At 60.7% G+C, this 17,748-nt stretch carries 19 protein-coding genes and 2 tRNA genes; 7 read left to right on the top strand and 14 right to left on the bottom strand.

The features are described from left to right. Position 1: 1 nt before the first annotated feature. Both ACA062_RS17890 and gbd read right to left on the bottom strand, forming a co-directional pair. A complete protein-coding gene (locus ACA062_RS17890; protein WP_497452292.1) occupies positions 2–781 on the bottom strand; it encodes an enoyl-CoA hydratase-related protein in 780 nt (259 codons plus the stop codon). Positions 782–857: 76 nt separating this feature from the next. Continuing rightward, a complete protein-coding gene (gene gbd / locus ACA062_RS17885) occupies positions 858–1,997 on the bottom strand; it encodes a 4-hydroxybutyrate dehydrogenase (RefSeq protein WP_497452291.1) in 1,140 nt (379 codons plus the stop codon). Between the two features lie 176 nt (positions 1,998–2,173). Between gbd and ACA062_RS17880 the strand changes: the two genes are divergently transcribed. The 6 genes from ACA062_RS17880 (at position 2,174) to ACA062_RS17855 (ending at position 7,697) form a co-directional block, all read left to right on the top strand. Continuing rightward, positions 2,174–3,097 carry a LysR family transcriptional regulator gene (locus ACA062_RS17880; RefSeq protein ID WP_497452290.1) on the top strand — a complete coding sequence of 308 codons (924 nt, stop codon included), beginning with the start codon at positions 2,174–2,176 and terminating at the stop codon, positions 3,095–3,097. Positions 3,098–3,468: 371 nt separating this feature from the next. Next, a complete protein-coding gene (nirB, locus tag ACA062_RS17875) occupies positions 3,469–6,030 on the top strand; it encodes a nitrite reductase large subunit NirB (protein WP_497452289.1) in 2,562 nt (853 codons plus the stop codon). Then, entirely contained in the window at positions 6,030–6,407 is a 378-nt protein-coding gene (gene nirD / locus ACA062_RS17870) for a nitrite reductase small subunit NirD (RefSeq protein ID WP_497452288.1), read from the top strand. The genes nirB and nirD overlap by 1 nt, the downstream gene beginning before the upstream one ends. A gap of 45 nt (positions 6,408–6,452) precedes the next feature. Continuing rightward, positions 6,453–6,893 carry a CBS domain-containing protein gene (locus ACA062_RS17865; protein WP_497452287.1) on the top strand — a complete coding sequence of 147 codons (441 nt, stop codon included), beginning with the start codon at positions 6,453–6,455 and terminating at the stop codon, positions 6,891–6,893. 448 nt (positions 6,894–7,341) lie between these two features. Next, a tRNA-Cys gene (locus ACA062_RS17860) sits at positions 7,342–7,415 on the top strand. Between the two features lie 195 nt (positions 7,416–7,610). Then, positions 7,611–7,697 (top strand) — tRNA-Leu (locus tag ACA062_RS17855). A 147-nt stretch (positions 7,698–7,844) separates the two neighbouring features. Here the strand turns inward: ACA062_RS17855 and ACA062_RS17850 are convergent. From ACA062_RS17850 to ACA062_RS17840, 3 genes are all read right to left on the bottom strand, one after another. Then, on the bottom strand, positions 7,845–8,135 hold the full coding sequence (locus tag ACA062_RS17850) for a hypothetical protein (protein ID WP_497452286.1): 291 nt from the start codon (positions 8,133–8,135) through the stop codon (positions 7,845–7,847). Between the two features lie 115 nt (positions 8,136–8,250). Then, a complete protein-coding gene (locus ACA062_RS17845; RefSeq protein WP_497457445.1) occupies positions 8,251–8,694 on the bottom strand; it encodes a hypothetical protein in 444 nt (147 codons plus the stop codon). Between the two features lie 238 nt (positions 8,695–8,932). Beyond that, on the bottom strand, positions 8,933–9,142 hold the full coding sequence (locus ACA062_RS17840) for a hypothetical protein (RefSeq protein WP_497452285.1): 210 nt from the start codon (positions 9,140–9,142) through the stop codon (positions 8,933–8,935). Between the two features lie 220 nt (positions 9,143–9,362). Here ACA062_RS17840 and ACA062_RS17835 point away from each other — a divergent pair, with 220 nt between their 5' ends. Then, entirely contained in the window at positions 9,363–9,755 is a 393-nt protein-coding gene (locus tag ACA062_RS17835) for a hypothetical protein (protein WP_497452284.1), read from the top strand. Positions 9,756–9,758: 3 nt separating this feature from the next. On the opposite strand, the gene ACA062_RS17830 is transcribed toward ACA062_RS17835, so the two are convergent. From ACA062_RS17830 to ada, 9 genes are all read right to left on the bottom strand, one after another. After that, on the bottom strand, positions 9,759–10,184 hold the full coding sequence (locus ACA062_RS17830) for a hypothetical protein (protein ID WP_497452283.1): 426 nt from the start codon (positions 10,182–10,184) through the stop codon (positions 9,759–9,761). Between the two features lie 155 nt (positions 10,185–10,339). Beyond that, complete coding sequence (locus tag ACA062_RS17825; RefSeq protein WP_497452282.1) at positions 10,340–10,624, bottom strand: hypothetical protein; 285 nt, start codon at positions 10,622–10,624, stop codon at positions 10,340–10,342. Between the two features lie 310 nt (positions 10,625–10,934). Then, complete coding sequence (locus ACA062_RS17820; RefSeq protein ID WP_497452281.1) at positions 10,935–11,165, bottom strand: hypothetical protein; 231 nt, start codon at positions 11,163–11,165, stop codon at positions 10,935–10,937. Between the two features lie 262 nt (positions 11,166–11,427). After that, positions 11,428–12,465, bottom strand: a complete 1,038-nt coding sequence (locus ACA062_RS17815) for a DNA topoisomerase IB (RefSeq protein WP_497452280.1) — start codon at positions 12,463–12,465, stop codon at positions 11,428–11,430. 74 nt (positions 12,466–12,539) lie between these two features. Then, positions 12,540–13,619, bottom strand: a complete 1,080-nt coding sequence (gene modC / locus ACA062_RS17810; protein WP_497452279.1) for a molybdenum ABC transporter ATP-binding protein — start codon at positions 13,617–13,619, stop codon at positions 12,540–12,542. A 3-nt stretch (positions 13,620–13,622) separates the two neighbouring features. Beyond that, complete coding sequence (modB, locus tag ACA062_RS17805; protein ID WP_497452278.1) at positions 13,623–14,303, bottom strand: molybdate ABC transporter permease subunit; 681 nt, start codon at positions 14,301–14,303, stop codon at positions 13,623–13,625. Continuing rightward, positions 14,304–15,071, bottom strand: a complete 768-nt coding sequence (modA, locus tag ACA062_RS17800) for a molybdate ABC transporter substrate-binding protein (protein WP_497452277.1) — start codon at positions 15,069–15,071, stop codon at positions 14,304–14,306. 374 nt (positions 15,072–15,445) lie between these two features. Further along, positions 15,446–16,510 (bottom strand): NAD(P)H-dependent flavin oxidoreductase, encoded by a 1,065-nt coding sequence (locus tag ACA062_RS17795; protein WP_497452276.1) that lies wholly within the window; start codon positions 16,508–16,510, stop codon positions 15,446–15,448. 163 nt (positions 16,511–16,673) lie between these two features. Beyond that, positions 16,674–17,738 (bottom strand): bifunctional DNA-binding transcriptional regulator/O6-methylguanine-DNA methyltransferase Ada, encoded by a 1,065-nt coding sequence (gene ada / locus ACA062_RS17790; protein ID WP_497452275.1) that lies wholly within the window; start codon positions 17,736–17,738, stop codon positions 16,674–16,676. Positions 17,739–17,748 lie beyond the last annotated feature (10 nt).

The following is a 17,748-nucleotide window of genomic DNA, read 5'->3' as shown; positions in this document are numbered from 1 at the left end:
GTCATTTCCCCTTGAACTGTGGTTTGGCTTTCGCGATGAAAGCGTTCAGGCCGATCTGAAAATCTTCGGTGTCGTAGCAGCTGTAACTGCTGTCGATCTGCTCGGCGGTGGGTGCCACGCCGGCTTCAAGTTGGCGCGCGGCCTGGCGATGCCAGCGGGCAACGAGGGGCGCGCCGTTGGCAATGCGTCTGGCGGTGGCGAGGGTCTCGGTTTCGACCTCGGCGTCTGGCACGACGCGGGTCACGAGGTTTTTCACGTAGGCGTCGTTGGCGTCGAGGATGCGGCCTTCCAGCAGGATCTCGAGGGTGGTCGAGCGTCCGGCCAGCGCCACCAGCCCGGCCATTTCGTCATAGGACATGACCAGGCCCAGTTTGCCGACCGGCGCACCGAAGCGGCTGGACGTGCCACAGATACGCAGGTCACAGAGCGCGGCGATTTCCAGGCCGCCACCGACGCACACGCCGTGGATCATGGCGATGACCGGGTGCGGGCAGTCAACGACCGCACGCATGGCGGCCGACGTCACTTCGGCGTACACCCGGGCTTGCGCCTGATCAGCCCGCACGCTCGGGAACTCGCCAACATCGGCGCCGGCGGCAAAGGCCTGTTCGCCGGCGCCGCGCAGCACCACGCAATGCACGGTGGCGTCAGCGGACAGCTCGGTCATGACGTCACCCAGGTCCTGCCACATGGACAAGGTCAGGGCGTTCATTTTTCCCGGGTGGCTGAGGGTGACGATGGCAATGGCGTCTTGCCGTTCGATAAGGACAGTGGAGTTCATGATGGTGCCGCTGGCGTCGAATCACCGTTCGACGATGCGGCTGCCTCCTGTTTTATTGTTGTGGGATAGCGGCTGTTTACAGCGACTGCCGGAGCATCGACAGGTAGTCCGCCGACGATGCTTCGCGGGGGTTGGTCTTGTGGCTGTGATCGTGCAACGCGCCTTCGACGATCCCGGCGAACAGGCTCTCGTCGACACCGATGTCACGCAGGCGGGTCGGCAGGCCCAGACGGCGGGTCAGGTCTTCGATCGCGGTACCGATGTTCGCGCCGGCCTCGAGACCCATGGCGTGGCGCAGGCGTTCGAGTTTGCGTTCATCGCGAACGGTGGGGGCGTTGGCGTTGAAGTCCACGACGGCGGGCAGAAAGATCGCGTTCAAGGTGCCGTGGTGCAGCTTCGGGTTGATCCCGCCCAGGGCGTGGGACAGGCTGTGCACGCAGCCCAGGCCCTTCTGGAACGCGAGGGCGCCCTGCATCGAGGCACTCATCATGTTCATCCGTGCTTCGCGGTCACCCGGTTCGGCGGTGGCGCGCTCGATGTGTTCCCAGGCGCGCCACAGGCCATCGAGGGCGATGCCGTCAGCGGCGGGGTTGAAGGCCGGCGCCATGAAAGTCTCGATGCAATGGGCGATGGCGTCCATGCCGGTGGCGGCGGTGAGCATGGGCGGCAGGCCCAGGGTCAGCTCGGGATCGCAGATGGCCACGCGCGGCACCACATACGGTGAGATTACGCCCACTTTGCGACCATCGTCGAGGATCAGGATGGCGCCGCGCCCGACTTCGCTGCCGGTGCCGGCGGTGGTCGGAATCGCGATCAACGGCGCGGTGGCCGAGGTGATGCGATCCAGCCCGCCTTCGATCACCGCGAAGCTTTGCAGCGGGCCGTCGTGGGTCGCGCACACGGCAACGCCCTTGGCCAGGTCGATGGAAGAACCGCCGCCGACGGCGATGATGCCGTTGCACTCGCCAAGGTGGTATTGCGCCACGGCTTGACGCACCGCGTGCTCGTTAGGGTTGGGCGGGGTGGCGTCGAAAATCGTGGGAGTACGTGTGGCGCCCAGGGCGGCGATGACTTTGTCGACGATGCCGGCTTTGCGCACACCGACGTCGGTGACAATCAGTGGGCGAGTGATGCCGGCGCGTTCGGCTTCTGAGGCCAGTTGCTGCAAGCTGTCGTAACCGAACTGGATCTTGGTGACGTAATTGATGAGGGACATGATTCACCACAAGTTATACAGGATTGTTGTTGTTGCAATCGGTCGGATGGCAGGAGGGCTTGCGCGCTCTGGTCAAACCCATTGCATTGCCTGGTTGTGGGGTGGACTATAGGGCCGTCGTGGCGAGCCTCGATACTGACAACTTTCGATACCTCTATAACTTTTAGTTAACCCTGATGACTCCCTCACTGAACTCGATCATGTCCCGCCTGCACCTCAAGCAGCTGCGTTTATTGATAGCCCTGGATGAGCACGGCTCCTTGCTGGGGGCGGCCAGGCAGGTCGCGCTGACGCAGCCCGGCGCCAGCAAGGCGCTGCAGGAAATCGAAACCACCTTTGGCACCTCGCTGTTCACCCGAACCAACCGCGGGCTGGAGCCAAACGACGCCGGGCGCTCGGTGATCCGTTACGCGCGCCTGATCCAGACCGACCTCGCGCACCTGCGTGAAGAGATCATCGGCATCATGAGCGGCGAGGGTGGCCGGGTGGCGGTCGGCACCATCATGGGCGCCGTGCCTTTATTGACCACGGCGATCAGCCGGGTGATTGCCGACCACCCGAAGCTGTCCATCGAGATCGTCGAGGACACCAGCGCCGCGCTGCTCAGCCAGTTGGATTCCGGGCGCCTGGACCTGGCGATCTGCCGCACCACCGTGAGCACCACGCCGTATTTGTATGAGAGCGCGACCTTCGTCGAGGAAACCCTGGCGGTGATCGCCAGCACCCAGCATCCGTTCGCCTATGCCAGGCGGCTGTCCCTCAAGGATCTGGTGGATTACCGCTGGGTGGTCTATCGCGCCAACATGCCCATGCGCCTGCTGCTGGAGCGGGAATTCCACGAGGCCGACCTGCGGTTTCCGGTGCACCTGCTGGAGACGACCTCGGCCTTCGCGACCTTGTCGCTGCTCCAGGAAAACCCGACCCTGGTCGCACTGGTGTCGACTGACGTGGCGAAATTCTGCTCTGGCTACGGCTTTACCACCACGCTGCCGCTGCCCATTACCTCGCGCAGCGAACCCTACGAGCTGGTGTCGCGCACGGGCGTGCCGGACTCGCCAGCCGCCAGACTGTTGCGCGAGGCCTTGCTCAATCCCCGTTGAGCTGTCCGGCGCGTGATCCGTGCACTTTTATAAAGCCCTGATGCAGCCCGCTGCACTATGCGAAGGCAAACCGCGGGTGTTCATCCGTGTCCCCTTGCATCGCCAAGTGCCTGATACGCGGGCCTGAATGCGCTGTCTGCACGATCTGGCACAAACGCTGCATTAGCTCTTGCCAGGCCCGCAGCGAATACAGTCGAGTGGGCAGCCCCCTCGGTCAACGACGATCGATTCGTGGGCAACATCGGTGAATCAGGCACAGACGTCTGGTTTCAACACCGCAAAAGAACAGGCAAAGACGCCTGGAACCGCAAGGTTTCAGGCGTTTTTTTTTGCATTTTTGAACCGTGACGGGCTTTAGCCGGGTGCTACTTATGAATTCCAATGTTGCCGCGTTGAACAAACTGCAAACGCTGGTCGTGATCGGCAATGGCATGGTCGGACATCATTGTGTCGAGCAGCTGATCGAGCGCGGTGCCCTCGATCACTATCGGCTGCATGTGTTCAGTGAGGAGCCGATGCGCGCCTACGACCGTGTGCACCTTTCCGAGTATTTCACCGGCCGTGATGCCGAGTCGCTGGCGCTGTCGGATGCGTCGCTGTACCAGACCCCGGGCGTCACCCTGCACCTGGGCGTGCCGGTGCTGGGAATCGACCGCGCCCGCCGCCAGGTGATCACCGCGCAAGGTTGCGTCGCCTACGACAAGCTGGTGCTGGCGACGGGCTCCTATCCCTTCGTGCCGCCGATCGAAGGCGCCGAGGGCGACTCGCGCCTGGTCTACCGCACCCTTGAAGACCTCGACGCAATCCGTGCCGCGGCCGCCAACGCCCGCCGCGGCGTGGTGGTCGGCGGTGGCCTGCTCGGCCTTGAAGCCGCCAACGCCCTGAAAAGCCTGGGCCTGGAAGCGCATGTGGTGGAGTTCGCCCCGCGCTTGATGCCGGTGCAACTGGACGAGATGGGCGGCCTGGCACTCAAGTCGCAGATCGAACGGCTGGGCGTCGGTGTGCACCTGTCCCGCGCCACCCAATCGATCAGTGCGGGTCAGGACTACCGCTACCGCATGAATTTTGCCAACGACGAATGCCTCGAAACCGACCTGGTGGTGTTCTCCGCCGGTATCCGTGCGCAAGATGCGCTGGCCCGTCAATGCGCGCTGGACATCGGCCCGCGCGGTGGCGTGGTGATTGATGACCATTGCCTGAGCATCGACCCGAACATCTACGCCATCGGCGAGTGCGCCTCCTGGAACGGCAGCCTGTTCGGCCTGGTCGCGCCGGGTTACCAGATGGCGCGCAGCGTCGCGGCGCGGTTATGCCACCAGGTCGCGGAGCCGTTCACCGGTGCCGACATGTCGACCAAACTCAAACTGCTGGGGGTCGATGTCGGCTCCATCGGCGACGCCCACGGCAACACGCCGGGCGCACGCAGCTATCAGTTCATCGACGAAACCAGCGCCAGCTACCGCCGCCTGGTGGTGGACGCCACGGGCAAGCACGTGCTCGGCGCGGTGCTGGTTGGCGACAACAGCTACTACGATACCTTGCTGCAATACATGCAGAACGCCATTGCGTTGCCTGCGGAGCCCGCCAGCCTGATCCTGCCGTCATCCGAAGGCGCGCCGACCCTGGGCCCGGGCGCATTGCCCGAGTCGGCCACGGTGTGCTCGTGCCATAACGTCACCAAGGGTTCCATTTGCTCGGCCATCGACGGTGGCTGCTCCGACCTTGGCCTGCTCAAGGCGCAAACCAAGGCCGGTACCGGCTGTGGCGGATGCGCCGGGTTGCTCAAGCAGGTGTTCGAGCATGAGCTGATTGCCCGTGGCGTCAGTGTCGACAAAAGCCTGTGCGAGCACTTCGCCTATACCCGTCAGGAGCTGTACGCACTGGTGCGGGTAGAAGGGGTGATCACCTTCGAAGAACTGCTGGCCAAACACGGCCGTGGCCACACCGGTTGCGACGTGTGTAAACCGGCGGTGGGCTCGATCCTCGCTTCGTGCTGGAACCAGCCGATCATGGACGCCTCGCTGGTGCCCTTGCAGGACACCAACGACACCTTCATGGCCAACATGCAGAAGAACGGCACCTATTCGGTGGTGCCGCGCATCCCCGGTGGCGAAATCAGCGCCGACAAACTGATCGCGATCGGCGTCGTCGCGAAGAAATACGACCTCTACACCAAAATCACCGGCGGCCAGCGCATCGACCTGTTTGGCGCACAGTTGCACGAATTGCCGGACATCTGGGCTGAACTGATTGCAGCCGGTTTCGAGACCGGCCACGCCTATGGCAAATCGACCCGCACGGTGAAGTCTTGCGTCGGCAGTACCTGGTGCCGTTATGGCGTGCAGGACAGCGTGCAGATGGCCCTGACGATCGAGGACCGCTACAAGGGCCTGCGCTCGCCGCACAAGCTCAAGTTCGCCGTCTCCGGCTGCACCCGTGAATGCGCCGAAGCCCAGAGCAAAGACGTCGGCGTGATCGCCACCGAGAAGGGCTGGAACCTCTACATTGCCGGTAACGGCGGCATGCGCCCGCGCCACGCCGAGCTGTTCGCCACCGACCTCGACGATGCAACTCTGATCCGCTACATCGACCGTTTCCTGATGTTCTACATCCGCACCGCCGACAAACTGCAGCGCACCTCGGTCTGGCGTGAAAGCCTGGAAGGCGGCCTGGACTACCTCAAGGACGTGATCATCAACGACAGCCTTGGCCTGGGCGCCGAACTCGAGTCGCAGATGCAGCTGGTGGTCAATCGCTATGAATGCGAATGGGCCAACGCCCTCCAGGACCCGGAAAAACTCAAGCGCTTCCGCACCTTCGTCAACGATAAACGCCCGGACCCGGACATCCACTTTGTCCAGGAACGCGGCCAGCGGCGCCCGATCATGGCCGCCGAACTCAACCTTATCCCTGTTATCGAGGAGATTGTCTGATGAGCCAGTCCACTACCCAGCGTGTCGAATCCCTGACCCACACCGATGTCTGGCAAACGGTGTGCGGGCAAGGGGATCTGGTCAGCAACTCCGGCGTGGTCGTCTGGCTCGACGGCGCACAAGTGGCGCTGTTCTACCTGCCGGGCGTTCACGGCAAGACCCTGTACGCCATCGACAACCATGACCCGCAATCCGGGGCGAATGTCATCGGCCGCGGCCTGGTCGGCAATATCAAGGGCGACCTGGTCGTTGCCTCGCCGATCTACAAGCAGCACTTCCGCCTGGAGGACGGCAGTTGCCTGGAGTACCCGCAACAGCGCCTGCGGGTGTGGCCGGTGCGCTTGAATGGCGGTGTGGTGGAGGTGGGGGTGGCTTGATGCCACGCTCCTTCGAGTCAAGGCGCAACAGTATCGGAGACTCTTATGAAAACAGCCGCACAGTTACTTAAGCTGAAGGTGGTACAAAACCGCCAGGTACATAGCGTCGCGCCAGATGTGATGGTCCTTGAGGCGCTGAAGATCATGGCCGAAAAGAACGTCGGCGCGCTGCCCGTCATTGAAGACGGGCAGGTGGTGGGCGTGATCAGCGAGCGCGACTACGCACGCAAAGTGGTGCTGCAGGGACGCTCGTCGGTCGGCACCCCGGTCAGGGCCATCATGAGTGCGCCGGTGGTCACGGCCGACAGCCAGCAAAGCATCGAGCGTTGCATGGCGGTCATGACCGACAGTCACCTGCGCCACCTGCCGGTGGTGGAGGGCGGTGAACTGATCGGGCTGTTGTCGATCGGCGATCTGGTCAAGGAAGCCATCGTCGAGCAGGCCGATTTGATTCGGCAGCTGGAGCACTACATTCGCGGGCACTGAGCGGCTCAGCAGCAGGTTGAATCCGCAACTACTGTGGTAATTGAAATCGGGTGCGGATGACCATGGAAGGTCCAGCGGCGGGTGAACCATACGCTGTGTGTCAAACACAGGAATCCCCTGTAGGAGCGAGCTTGCTCGCGAAGGACGTCAACGATAACTTGTTTTTTCTGAATGGACGCGGCGCCCTTGAGACCATCGCGAGCAAGCTCGCTCCTACAGGGGGTTATCCCCTGCAGCAGGGCTGGACGGCCGCCTGAAAGCCCGTAATCCACGTGACAGAAATTTTTTTGAAATCAAGGGGTTGCCAGCCTTGGGAAATCAGTACATAATTCACGCCATCGAAAGCACTGATCGCTCAAAAAGCTCAATGTTTTCAAGGAGTTAGATCGAGATCTTGCTCCAAGTTTGTACGCGTTTGGTGTTGTGCTACATGACATCAGATGTTTGAGGCCGAGTAGCAAAATGGTTATGCAGTGGATTGCAAATCCACCTACGCCGGTTCGATTCCGACCTCGGCCTCCACTTTAAACAAGCTCCGTAGATCTATGATTTACGGAGCTTTTTTATTTGCATAGTTCGGCAAGATTTAGTCTTGAAATGGGCATCTGCGAACTTGCTTCACCGGGGCGGGATGTATATATTTCCACCTCTGCTGCACAAGCGTCAGAACTGCCAGCTTGTTTATTGGCACTGTTCAGACCGCTTCACCGCGCTACCGCCCGAATGGCGAAACTGGTAGACGCATGGGACTTAAAATCCCCCGCTCGTAAGGGCGTGCCGGTTCGATTCCGGCTTCGGGCACCATACATATCAAGGGCTTGCGTGAGATACCTCGCGCAGGCCCTTATGTCGAACTGACATCCGGCATCGATGTCGACTGATAGGCCGCCTTCGCTGGCAAGCCAGCTCCCACAGTTAATCGGTGTTGTACAAAAGTCCTGAGTCAGACCACTAGCTGCCACCACTGCCTCCGCTGCTGCTACCGGCTCCGGCCTTGTCGGCACCACCGGGTTTGGAACCGGCAGGCGTAGGGCCGCTATCCGTGGTGCCGCCATCGGCTCCTTTGGGGAGCGAAGCGGCGTCTGGATCGGCATTGGTGCTTTTTGGCGCCGGTTCACGCGTCTGGCTGGTGCCATCGGTTGAAGTCGATCCTGTGGACGTGCTGTCTGCTGCGACCGCATACAGCGAGGAGGCGCAGATAAGGCCTGCAAGCGTGAGCATTGCAATTTTATGCTTCATCATGGTCAATCTTCCTTGCATGTGGTTAACACGGCATTGGAAAAATCGGCGACGAAATCGTGCTGGGCAGCGGACGAGCGGTGGGTGCCTGGCGTTCGCTGGGATGAAATGCCAAAGGTCAATTACAGGCGATGGCGACGGCCTTTTCGGCGCGCTTGAGTTGCTGTTTGACGTCGGCAGGTATTCGCTGCTCTTTCAGCCGTTGTTCGAGAAACAGCTGATCGCCCCGGGACTTCACCTCGGCATCTGAAGCGGCAACCTGCGCTTGAACCGTGGCAGCGTGCGCCTCGATGACTGCCTCGACCTCTTGCTCGTTTTTAGCGGTATCGAGCGCGCGAACCAGCTTGCCGACCTCGGCCTTTTCGGCCTCGGCGTAACCATCGACCGAGAGTCCTGCAGCCAGCGCTCGCGCCTGGATTTCCAGGGCTTTCACACGCTGCCGGGCTATCTTGCACTGCTCATCCCGCTGCGGGTTCTCGTTGGCTTCCCAGGTGCTCAACCCATATGTCACGGCACCAATAATCGCCAAGGTGGCGGCGGCACCCAATAATTTGCCTTTCAAATTACGCAACCTCTTTCCATCGCCAGGCCAGGAGCGCTTCATTGCACCAGACCCAATTGGCACAGGATCTTGAGTTCTGGTCTGTGACAGGACGAGTATCGATACGCCATGCAAGATAGACTGTCATCGCAACAAAAATTCATTTTTTAGTGGGTAGAACTCCGCAAAATCAATGACTTGCAAGTAATACTTAATGCAAACCCTCTTCATGTTAATCGTATTTTTGTGCTTCAAAAATCTAGGGTCGACCTCCACCAGGAGTCGGATCAGGCTTGCGGCGATCGCTCCCTGAAGGATTGCCGACATTCAGCAGCCTTCGCTCCACCAAAACGTTTTGCAAGGCCTGCCGGGCATCAGGATCCAGCTGATGCTCTCTCTCCTTGAGTTCAAGCAGGATCGGGCTGGACCAGGCACGATAGGTTTTTTCGGCGGCACGAATGGAGGTCATCTATCTCTCCTTGATTGGACGCGGTTATAAAAATCGACGCTTGATGTGCTAGGAACCCTAGTTGAGGAAACTCATTGTTGCCAACAAATTGACACGATAGCGCTACCTTGCTGACGGCGACGCTATAACCCTAATAATCAAATAATATAGTGCACAATTTTGATTTATCTAACCTTAAGCGCTGTGGTGCCCAAACAGGCGGATCAGTGAGGTGGAAGTGATGATCAAATTGACTACCCTAGCCATGGCACTCTTTCTGACGGGATGTTCTTCCGGCCCCCAGGCGCCGAATGATGCCCATGCTCCACCCCCTCCCGGTGCCAAGCAGCTAAGTGGCGCCGAGATCCAGCAGACGCTTATTGGTCGCAAGCTCACCAGCGTTACGGCTAAAGGGTATGATTTCTGGGAGACCTTGAATCCTGACGGAACTGCGAAAATCCAGATTGCCAATGATCATATAGAGAAAGGCAACTGGAAAATTGCAGGCGAGGTCATCTGTGTCAATTATGAACAATATGGTGAGGAATGCAGCACAGTGCACAGCGATGGTGTGTCAGTTTGGCTGGTCGATCAAACGAAAAAGACCACCAATAATAAATTCAGTGTGCGTTAGTTGCTATTTCTGTTTCCAGCTGCCACCGCCGGTTTCGCAATCGACCTTCGATTGCCCGAGATTTTCAGCCGCGTAGTAATAGGTAATGATCTGGGCATCTTTCGGGATGTTGAGTGCCTTGCTGTTCTTGTCCTTGCTGACGGACTGAGGGTTGGCCAGGGATTCGGGCGTCACGGTGCCCATGCACGTGGCCTGGTAAAGGTCGGCGCACTGCTCGACTTTTTTCTTGGTGCTGGTCAGCATCTCCTTGCTCTCGTTGCTGCAGGACCAGTCGATGGCGTCTACCGGCAGGCCTTTGTATTCATAGCAGGTATGGGTCTCGATCACGGGCACGGAAGGGCTCTGGGATCGGGTCAGGACATCGCACCCCTGGGCCATCGTCAGGGTAGGGCTCAGGCAGGCAAGCAGAAGCACAAGTCTACTGTTCATCAGGATTTCCTCTCCAGTAACGCCCTGCCTGCAAGGTCAGGGCCTATACCTTTGGAAACATAACGAACAGCCTTGTTCCATCGGATTTTCCACTGAGCACTCCGCCAGTGGACGGCCGGGCCGAATGAACGCAACCCGGCCGCCTGACCGCTCGGTTAAACGAATGGTTGACCGGTAAAACCCCGAGGCAAGCGTTGCCGTCCGGCCATGGCGGTGAGCCGCTCGGTCCAGGCCGCGCGCCAGCCGTTGGCAGTGGGGGTGACTCTGGTTTTACGTGAGGCGCGGCGTGCAGCGTTGCGCTGGTCTTTGCGCGCTTGCTTGAAGGCGTCGGTGTTGCGACAGCTTCTGCATTTCACGCGGTTCAGTTCGCGGGTCGAGGTGAGATTGGTGCCTTTGTGACCGCAGGCCAGATGCCCGTCGATCTTTAGATGGGTGACCATCAGTCGTCTCCTTCGTGACGTGTGATCGTTTGACCTTGCGCAGGTGACGACGTTCGTTGACCGGGTCACGGGCAAAAAAAAGGCTCGCATGCGGGCGGGCCAAGGGATGCTTCAAAAGGAGTGAGGCCACTGTAGGGGGTGAATTGTGAAAGCGATGTGAAAGGAAACTTCAGGTAAAAAAATCCCGACGCCAGGTCGGGTTGACGGGTGTAGCGGCAAGCGCTCAGGCAAGGACGTACCCGGTAACTGTTCGTTGCCGTTCATGCGTCCTGAATCAGGCCGTGCTCTCGAATCCGTTGTCCAGATCCACTCATCTGAACCGCGGCAGGGGCGGGTCGACAGGTTGGAGCGAAGACAGCGTGTTGCGGATCAGTGGCGTGTCCTTCTCGATGTCATTCAGCCGATCACGAATTCTGAGTGCAGTCGGGTGCCCGCCTTGATGGTCGACCCAGTCGGCGATTTCCTTGCACGCCGCAGCCAAGCGAGCCTGGCGAGAGTCAAGCAGGGTGAGCAGGGTGGTGATGGACTCTTTTTCGGACATGGCAAACACCTCCGTTGAAGATACCTTGTCAGTGCTAGCAAAAAGCCCGCTGGGAGCGAGCTTTCTACCGATGGGGTCGCTGATCCTTCAGCCTTTTTCAGTATAGACCCGGACTTGAGCCTTGTCGGGCGGTTATCTGCGACCTGGCGTTCAACTGCGTCACCGCAGGTGAAACGTGTCCAGAACAAGCATAGAAGCCATTTGCGATCATGCAAAAAAATCAACGGGCAGTTCGTCGGCTGAATCTGCGGCGTACCGCCAGTCAGGTTTTGTCCGCGGCAGCGATCATGTTCTCGAGAAAAGTCGCCAGTCCGACTTCCTCGGCCCTGAGTCCTTTGCGTGTTCTGGGGCGCGGCAACTCGGCCAGGGCCCCCAGGAGAAATCCGTCGAGCACTGCCGGGTGGATGTAGCACTTGCGGCAGACCGCCGGGGTGTTGCCCAGTTGCCGGGCGACGTTCTTGACCATCTCCACCACATGGCGCTTGGCGTCCGACTCCGGCTCCCATTGCAAATGACGCAATACCGACAACGCCAGGACGCTGCCAGCCCAGGTGCGGTAATCCTTGGCGGTGAAGTCGGCGCCGGTCAGGGTTTGCAGGTAGGTGTTGACGTCGGAGGAGCTGATGCTATGCCGCTCGCCATTTTCATCCAGATACTGAAACAGGTTTTGCCCGGGGATTTCCTGGCAGCGCTTGACGATCCGCGCCAGGCGCCGGTCTTTGACGGTGATCTGATGTTCAACGCCGCTTTTGCCGCGGAACTGGAACAGGATCGCACTGCCATTGACCTCGACGTGTCGGCTGCGCAGGGTGGTCAGGCCGTAGGAGCGGTTATCCCGCGCATATTGCGTATTGCCGACCCGGATCAATGTCGCATCGAGCAAGGTGATGACCGTGGCCATGACCTTGTCCCGACTGAAACCCGGCGCCGCCAACAGCGTTTCCAGCTGTCGGCGCAGCTTGGGCAAGGCGCGCCCGAAGTCGCGCAGGCGCGAGTATTTATCGGCATCGCGCACTTCCCGCCAGCGTGCGTGATAACGGTATTGCTTGCGACCCCGAGCATCGCGTCCGGTGGCTTGCAGGTGCCCGCGCGGGTCGGCGCAGATCCACACATCGGTGTAGGCCGGGGGCACGGCGAGGGCGTTGATGCGCTTGATTTCATCCGGGTCGGTGATGCGCCGGCCCGTTGGATCGAAGTAGCAGAACTTGCCGCGCAGCTTCCGGCGGGTGATTCCGGGCAGGGTGTCATCGACGTAATGCAAATCGGGCGGCAGCACGTCGGGCGATACGGTATCGGGCATGGCGGTAGTCCTTGCGACGAATCAGGGGCCGTTATTGCCATTGACCGCATGCCGTTGCAGTGGTGCCAGCCAAGTTATGCCAGCACGGCGACCGCCTTGATCTGAGCCCAGAGTTGCTGGCCGGGGTGCACGCGCAACTGGTCCCGGGAGTAGCGGGTGATGCGCGCCAGCAGCGGCGTGCCGGCGGCGTCCAGGCGGATCAGCACGTGAGCGGCATTGTCGGCGCCCATCTCACTGATCACGGTGACCGGCAGGCGATTGAGAATGCTGCTTTGCTCGACGCTGTGCAGGCTCAGGCTGACATCCCGTGCCTGAACCTTGCAGCGCAGTGCCTGGCCCGCGTCCATCGGCGTGTGCGCCACGCGAATGTTCAGGGCGGTGCCTGGCAGCTGCAGCGTCAGGAGTTGATACTCCGGGTCATAGGCACTGACATGCCCCTCGATCACCACGCCCGCGTCATCGCCCAGTGCCAGGGGCAGGTCGAGCCGCGCCAGGGTTTCGCCGATCGGCCCGCTGGCCAGCGCCTTGCCGTTGCTGAGCAGGACGATGTGGTCGGCCAGCCGCGCGACTTCGTCCTGGGAGTGGCTGACATACAGCACCGGGATGTCCAGTTCATCGTGCAACCGTTGCAGGTAAGGCAGGATTTCGCCTTTGCGTTGGCTGTCCAGCGCCGCCAGCGGTTCGTCCATCAGCAGCAGTTTCGGGCTGGTGAGGAGGGCGCGGGCGATGCCGACCCGTTGCCGTTCACCGCCGGAAAGGTGTTGTGGATGGCGATCCAGCAGATGGCCAATCCCGAGCAGTTCGGTCGCGTGAATCATATCGACCCGGCGTTGTGGTTTCGGGATTCGCTTCAGGCCGAATTCCAGGTTGGCCAGCACCGACAGATGGGGAAACAGGCTGGCTTCCTGAAAGACATAACCCAGTGCGCGTTTGTGCGGCGGGACGAAAATCTGCTTGTCGCTGTCCTGCCAGACTTCATCGTTGACCTTTACAAAGCCCTGTTCGGCCCGTTCCAGGCCGGCAATGCAGCGCAGGCAAGTGGTCTTGCCCGAGCCGGAGTGACCGTATAGCGCGGTGACGCCACGACCGGGCAATTGCAAATCCACATTCAGGGCAAACCCCGAATATTTCAGTTTCAAGCGCGTATGAATCATCGATCAGCTCCAGCCCGCTTTGGTTTTGCGGCTGGAGTAGAGCGCCAGCAACACGGCAAACGAGAACACCAGCATCGCCCCGGCCAGCCAGTGGGCCTGGGCGTATTCCATGGCCTCGACGTGGTCGTAGATCTGCACCGAGACCACCCGGGTCTTGTCGGGAATATTGCCGCCGATCATCAGCACCACGCCGAACTCGCCGACGGTGTGGGCGAAACCGAGGATGGCCGCGGTGATGAAACCCGGCCGGGCCAGGGGCAGGATCACGCTGAAAAAAGTGTCCCAGGGATTGGCGCGCAAGGTCGCGGCCACTTCCAGGGGGCGGGTGCCGATGGCGGAAAAAGCATTTTGCAGCGGCTGGACCACGAATGGCATCGAGTACAACACCGAGCCGATCACCAGCCCCGCAAAACTGAAGGTGAGGGTGCCGAGCCCCAGGGATTGGGTGAACTGGCCGACAAACCCGTGGGGGCCGAGCGCAAGCAACAAATAAAAGCCAATGACCGTAGGCGGCAGCACCAGGGGCAGGGCGACGATCGCCCCGACCGGACCGCGCAGCCAGGATTGGGTGCGCGACAGCCATAACGCAATCGGAGTGCCGATGATCAGCAGGATGATCGTGGTCAGCGACGCCAGTTTCAGGGTCAGCCAGATGGCGGAAAAGTCGGCACTCGATAGGGTCATTTAGAGTTGGTAACCGTAGGACTTGATGACGGCGGCGGCTTTCGGGCCCTTGAGGTAGTCAACCAGCGCCTTGGCGGCCGGGTTGTCCTTGCCTTTGTTGAGGATCACCGCATCCTGTTTGATCGGGTCGTGCATCTCGGCCGGAACGATCCAGGCCGAACCGCCGGTGACTTTGCCGTCTTTGTAGATCTGCGACAAGGCCACGAAGCCCAGTTCGGCGTTGCCGGTAGAGACGAACTGATAGGCCTGGGTGATGTTCTGGCCTTCGACGATCTTGGCTTTGACCTTGTCGGTCAGGCCCAGCTTGGCCAGCACCTGGGTCGCAGCCAGGCCGTAGGGTGCGGCTTTCGGGTTGGCGATGGACAGATGCTGATACTGATTGTCGCTGAGCACTTTGCCCTTGGCGTCGACGTAGCCTTCTTTGGCCGACCACAGCGCCAGGGTGCCGATGGCATAGGTGAAGCGCGAACCCTTGACGGTGTCGCCTTCGGTTTCAAGTTTTTGCGGGGCAGTGTCGTCGGCCGAGAGGAACACTTCGAACGGCGCGCCATTCTTGATCTGAGTGTAGAACTGGCCGGTTGCACCAAAGGAGGTGACCAGTTTGTGCCCGGTGTCTTTCTCGAAATCAGCCGCGATGGCCTGGATCGGCGCCGTGAAGTTGGCCGCGACGGCGACCTGGACTTCGTCCGCCTGCGCAGAACCCGAGGCGAACACAGCGATCAGGCTCGAAAGGCAGGTGGGGGCAAAACGTGAGGCGCGAATGGTCATGAAACGGCTCCGCTATAGGCAAATACAGCAAGGGGGGAAACGCTATATAGCGGAATATATAGCGAAATGCCTGTAAACGGAACGTTGTAGAAATGGTTTGTCGGATCGCCGCACCGCAGCGAAGGCGGCCTCGAGCCTTGCAGCGCCCATTAAGACGCCTTCGCCGGCAAGCCGGCTCCTACAGGGTTTGGCGTTGACCACAATTTATCGGTATGCAGGTGATCATGTAGGAGCTGGCTTGCCAGCGAAGACGGCTTCAAGTCTTGCCGCGCCCATGAGGACGCCTTCGCCGGCAAGCCGGCTCCTACAGGGGGCGGCGTTTTTCGCAATCATTTGTACACAGATGATCATGTCGGAGAATCGGGGGCCGGCTTTTAGCGGTTAATCAATCTTGCCAATCCTTCATCCGCCAGCTTGCGGGTCAGCTGCGCCGTGCTCATTTCAACCCCCAGGGTAAACGCCTGCCCGGCCCACAAGTTGCTGAAATCCGCTTCCCCCTTGGCCCGCAACGGCATCAGCGCCCCCCCTGCCAGCGGGAAGGCCGGTGCTTTATCGCTCATCGGACCGAGTTCGCGCATGACCCGGTTGAGAATGCCCCGTGCCGGGCGACCGGTAAAAATGTTGGTCATGGCGGTCTCGCTCGCCCTGGCCGTGCGCAGGGCCTTGTGGTGAGAGGCGCTGACCTTGGCCTCTGGCGTGAACAAATACGCGGTGCCCACTTGCACCGCCGATGCCCCGAGCACAAATGCCGCCGCGACGCCTCGCGCATCGGTTATGCCGCCAGCGGCGATGACCGGCACGTTCACGGCGTCGACGATCTGCGGCACCAGGGCGAAGAGGCCGACCTGGCTGCTCAGGTCGTCGCTGAGGAACATCCCGCGGTGACCACCCGCTTCATAACCCATGGCGATGATCGCATCACAGCCCTGCTGCTCAAGCCAGAGGGCTTCTTCGACGGTGGTGGCTGAAGACAGCACTTTGGCCCCGGTCGCTTTCACCCGATCCAGCAAGGTTTTTTCCGGCAGGCCGAAGTGAAAACTCACGACTTCGGGACGCAGCGCTTCGATCACTTCGCACGCCGCGTTATCGAATGGCGCACGGTTGGACACCGGTGTCGGCGCTTCAAAGTCGACGCCCAGTTCGCGGTAGTAAGGCGCCAGCAGATGTTTCCAGTCCCGGGCGCGTTGCTCATCGACCGCCGGAGATTGATGACAGAAGAAGTTGACGTTGATCGGTCGCTGGCTGTGCTGGCGAATCGTCTTCAATTCCTCACGCAACTGCTCGATGCTCAGCATGGCGGCGGGCATCGAGCCCAGTCCGCCGGCGTTGCTCGCCGCGATCACCATGGCCGAGGTCGTGGCGCCGGCCATGGGCGCCTGGATGATCGGCAGTTCGATTCCGAGCAGATCAAGAATGCGGGTATCTGGCCATTGGCTCATTGCAGAATTCTCCAACATGAAAACAGGGCAGGGACGACAACACCGGCTTGTGCAGGGGGGCTGTGTGCGTAGGAGCTGTCTCGCGAAGCGAGGCTGCGATCTTTTGATCTTTTGATCTTTTGATCTTTTGATCTTTTGATCTTTTGATCTTTGATCGATTGATCTACAGCCCCTCCCGCTCCAACAACTGCCGCTTGCGCTCCACCCCCCACCGATACCCCGACAAATTACCATCACTGCGCACCACGCGGTGGCACGGAATCGCCACCGCCAGGCTGTTCGCGCCACAGGCTTGAGCCACGGCGCGCACGGCTTTCGGTGCGCCGATGCGCTGGGCGATATCGGCGTAGCTGGCGGTGCTGCCGGCCGGAATCTCCCGCAGCGCTTGCCAGACCCGCTCCTGAAACGCCGTACCGCGAACATCCAGCGGCAAGTCCAGGCCGATGGCCGGGGCTTCGATAAAACCGACGACCCTGGCAATCAGCTGCTCGAACTCACGATCGGCACCAATCAGGTTGGCCCGCCGAAACTTGTCCTGCAGGTCACAGACCAGTTGGTGCGGATCATCGCCGAGCAGGATCGCGCATACCCCGCGTGTACTTTGCGCCACCAGGATCGCGCCCAGGGAACACTGGCCGACGGCAAAACGAATGTCGGTATTCTGACCGGCTGCGCGGTAATCGCCGGGTTTCATGCCCAGCAACTGATCCGCCGCCTCGTAAAATCGACTGTTGGAGTTGAAGCCGGCGTCATACAGCGCGTCGGTCACCGAACCGCCATCGGTCAAACGCTCACGGACCTTGCGGGAACGATGGGCCGTGGCATAACCCTTGGGTGTCAGCCCGGTCACGGTCTTGAACACCCGATGGAAGTGAAAGCTGCTGAGGCCCGCAGCCTGGGCCAGCTCGCCCAGCGCGGGCAAGTGTTCGGCGGTTTCGATCTGGCGGCAAGCGGCGGCCACCGTCAGGGCATGTTGTGCGGCGACCTCGCTGTGGTCCTTGGCCGCCCGTTTGCTCGGACGATAACCCGCCGCCTCGGCTTGCGCGGCGGTGTCGAAGAATTCGACATTCTGCGGTTTCGGCAAGCGCGCCAGGCTGCTGGGGCGACAGTAGATACCGGTGGTTTTCACGGCATAGACAAACTGCCCGTCGGCGCGAGGATCACGCGCGACGACAGCGGCCCAGCGCGGGTCATGCTCGGTGGCGATAATTGGCGAGTGACTGGTCATGGCGTCATAT

Source organism: Pseudomonas sp. LBUM1679 (genome assembly GCF_059695565.1).
Note: the sequence above shows the minus strand (reverse complement) of the source record. Positions and strands in the feature narration are given on the sequence as shown.

Bases quoted from the DNA above. Each gene is read 5' to 3' on its own strand.
- ACA062_RS17835 (WP_497452284.1), top strand. From the start codon at position 9,363: ATGATCAAATTGACTACCCTAGCCATGGCACTCTTTCTGACGGGATGT.
- ACA062_RS17890 (WP_497452292.1), bottom strand. From the start codon at position 781: ATGAACTCCACTGTCCTTATCGAACGGCAAGACGCCATTGCCATCGTC.
- ACA062_RS17830 (WP_497452283.1), bottom strand. From the start codon at position 10,184: ATGAACAGTAGACTTGTGCTTCTGCTTGCCTGCCTGAGCCCTACCCTG.
- nirD (WP_497452288.1), top strand. From the start codon at position 6,030: ATGAGCCAGTCCACTACCCAGCGTGTCGAATCCCTGACCCACACCGAT.
- ACA062_RS17850 (WP_497452286.1), bottom strand. From the start codon at position 8,135: ATGATGAAGCATAAAATTGCAATGCTCACGCTTGCAGGCCTTATCTGC.
- modC (WP_497452279.1), bottom strand. From the start codon at position 13,619: ATGATTCATACGCGCTTGAAACTGAAATATTCGGGGTTTGCCCTGAAT.
- modB (WP_497452278.1), bottom strand. From the start codon at position 14,303: ATGACCCTATCGAGTGCCGACTTTTCCGCCATCTGGCTGACCCTGAAA.
- ACA062_RS17840 (WP_497452285.1), bottom strand. From the start codon at position 9,142: ATGACCTCCATTCGTGCCGCCGAAAAAACCTATCGTGCCTGGTCCAGC.
- ACA062_RS17820 (WP_497452281.1), bottom strand. From the start codon at position 11,165: ATGTCCGAAAAAGAGTCCATCACCACCCTGCTCACCCTGCTTGACTCT.
- ada (WP_497452275.1), bottom strand. From the start codon at position 17,738: ATGACCAGTCACTCGCCAATTATCGCCACCGAGCATGACCCGCGCTGG.
- ACA062_RS17880 (WP_497452290.1), top strand. From the start codon at position 2,174: ATGACTCCCTCACTGAACTCGATCATGTCCCGCCTGCACCTCAAGCAG.
- ACA062_RS17795 (WP_497452276.1), bottom strand. From the start codon at position 16,510: ATGAGCCAATGGCCAGATACCCGCATTCTTGATCTGCTCGGAATCGAA.
- modA (WP_497452277.1), bottom strand. From the start codon at position 15,071: ATGACCATTCGCGCCTCACGTTTTGCCCCCACCTGCCTTTCGAGCCTG.
- ACA062_RS17865 (WP_497452287.1), top strand. From the start codon at position 6,453: ATGAAAACAGCCGCACAGTTACTTAAGCTGAAGGTGGTACAAAACCGC.
- nirB (WP_497452289.1), top strand. From the start codon at position 3,469: ATGAATTCCAATGTTGCCGCGTTGAACAAACTGCAAACGCTGGTCGTG.
- ACA062_RS17825 (WP_497452282.1), bottom strand. From the start codon at position 10,624: ATGGTCACCCATCTAAAGATCGACGGGCATCTGGCCTGCGGTCACAAA.
- gbd (WP_497452291.1), bottom strand. From the start codon at position 1,997: ATGTCCCTCATCAATTACGTCACCAAGATCCAGTTCGGTTACGACAGC.
- ACA062_RS17815 (WP_497452280.1), bottom strand. From the start codon at position 12,465: ATGCCCGATACCGTATCGCCCGACGTGCTGCCGCCCGATTTGCATTAC.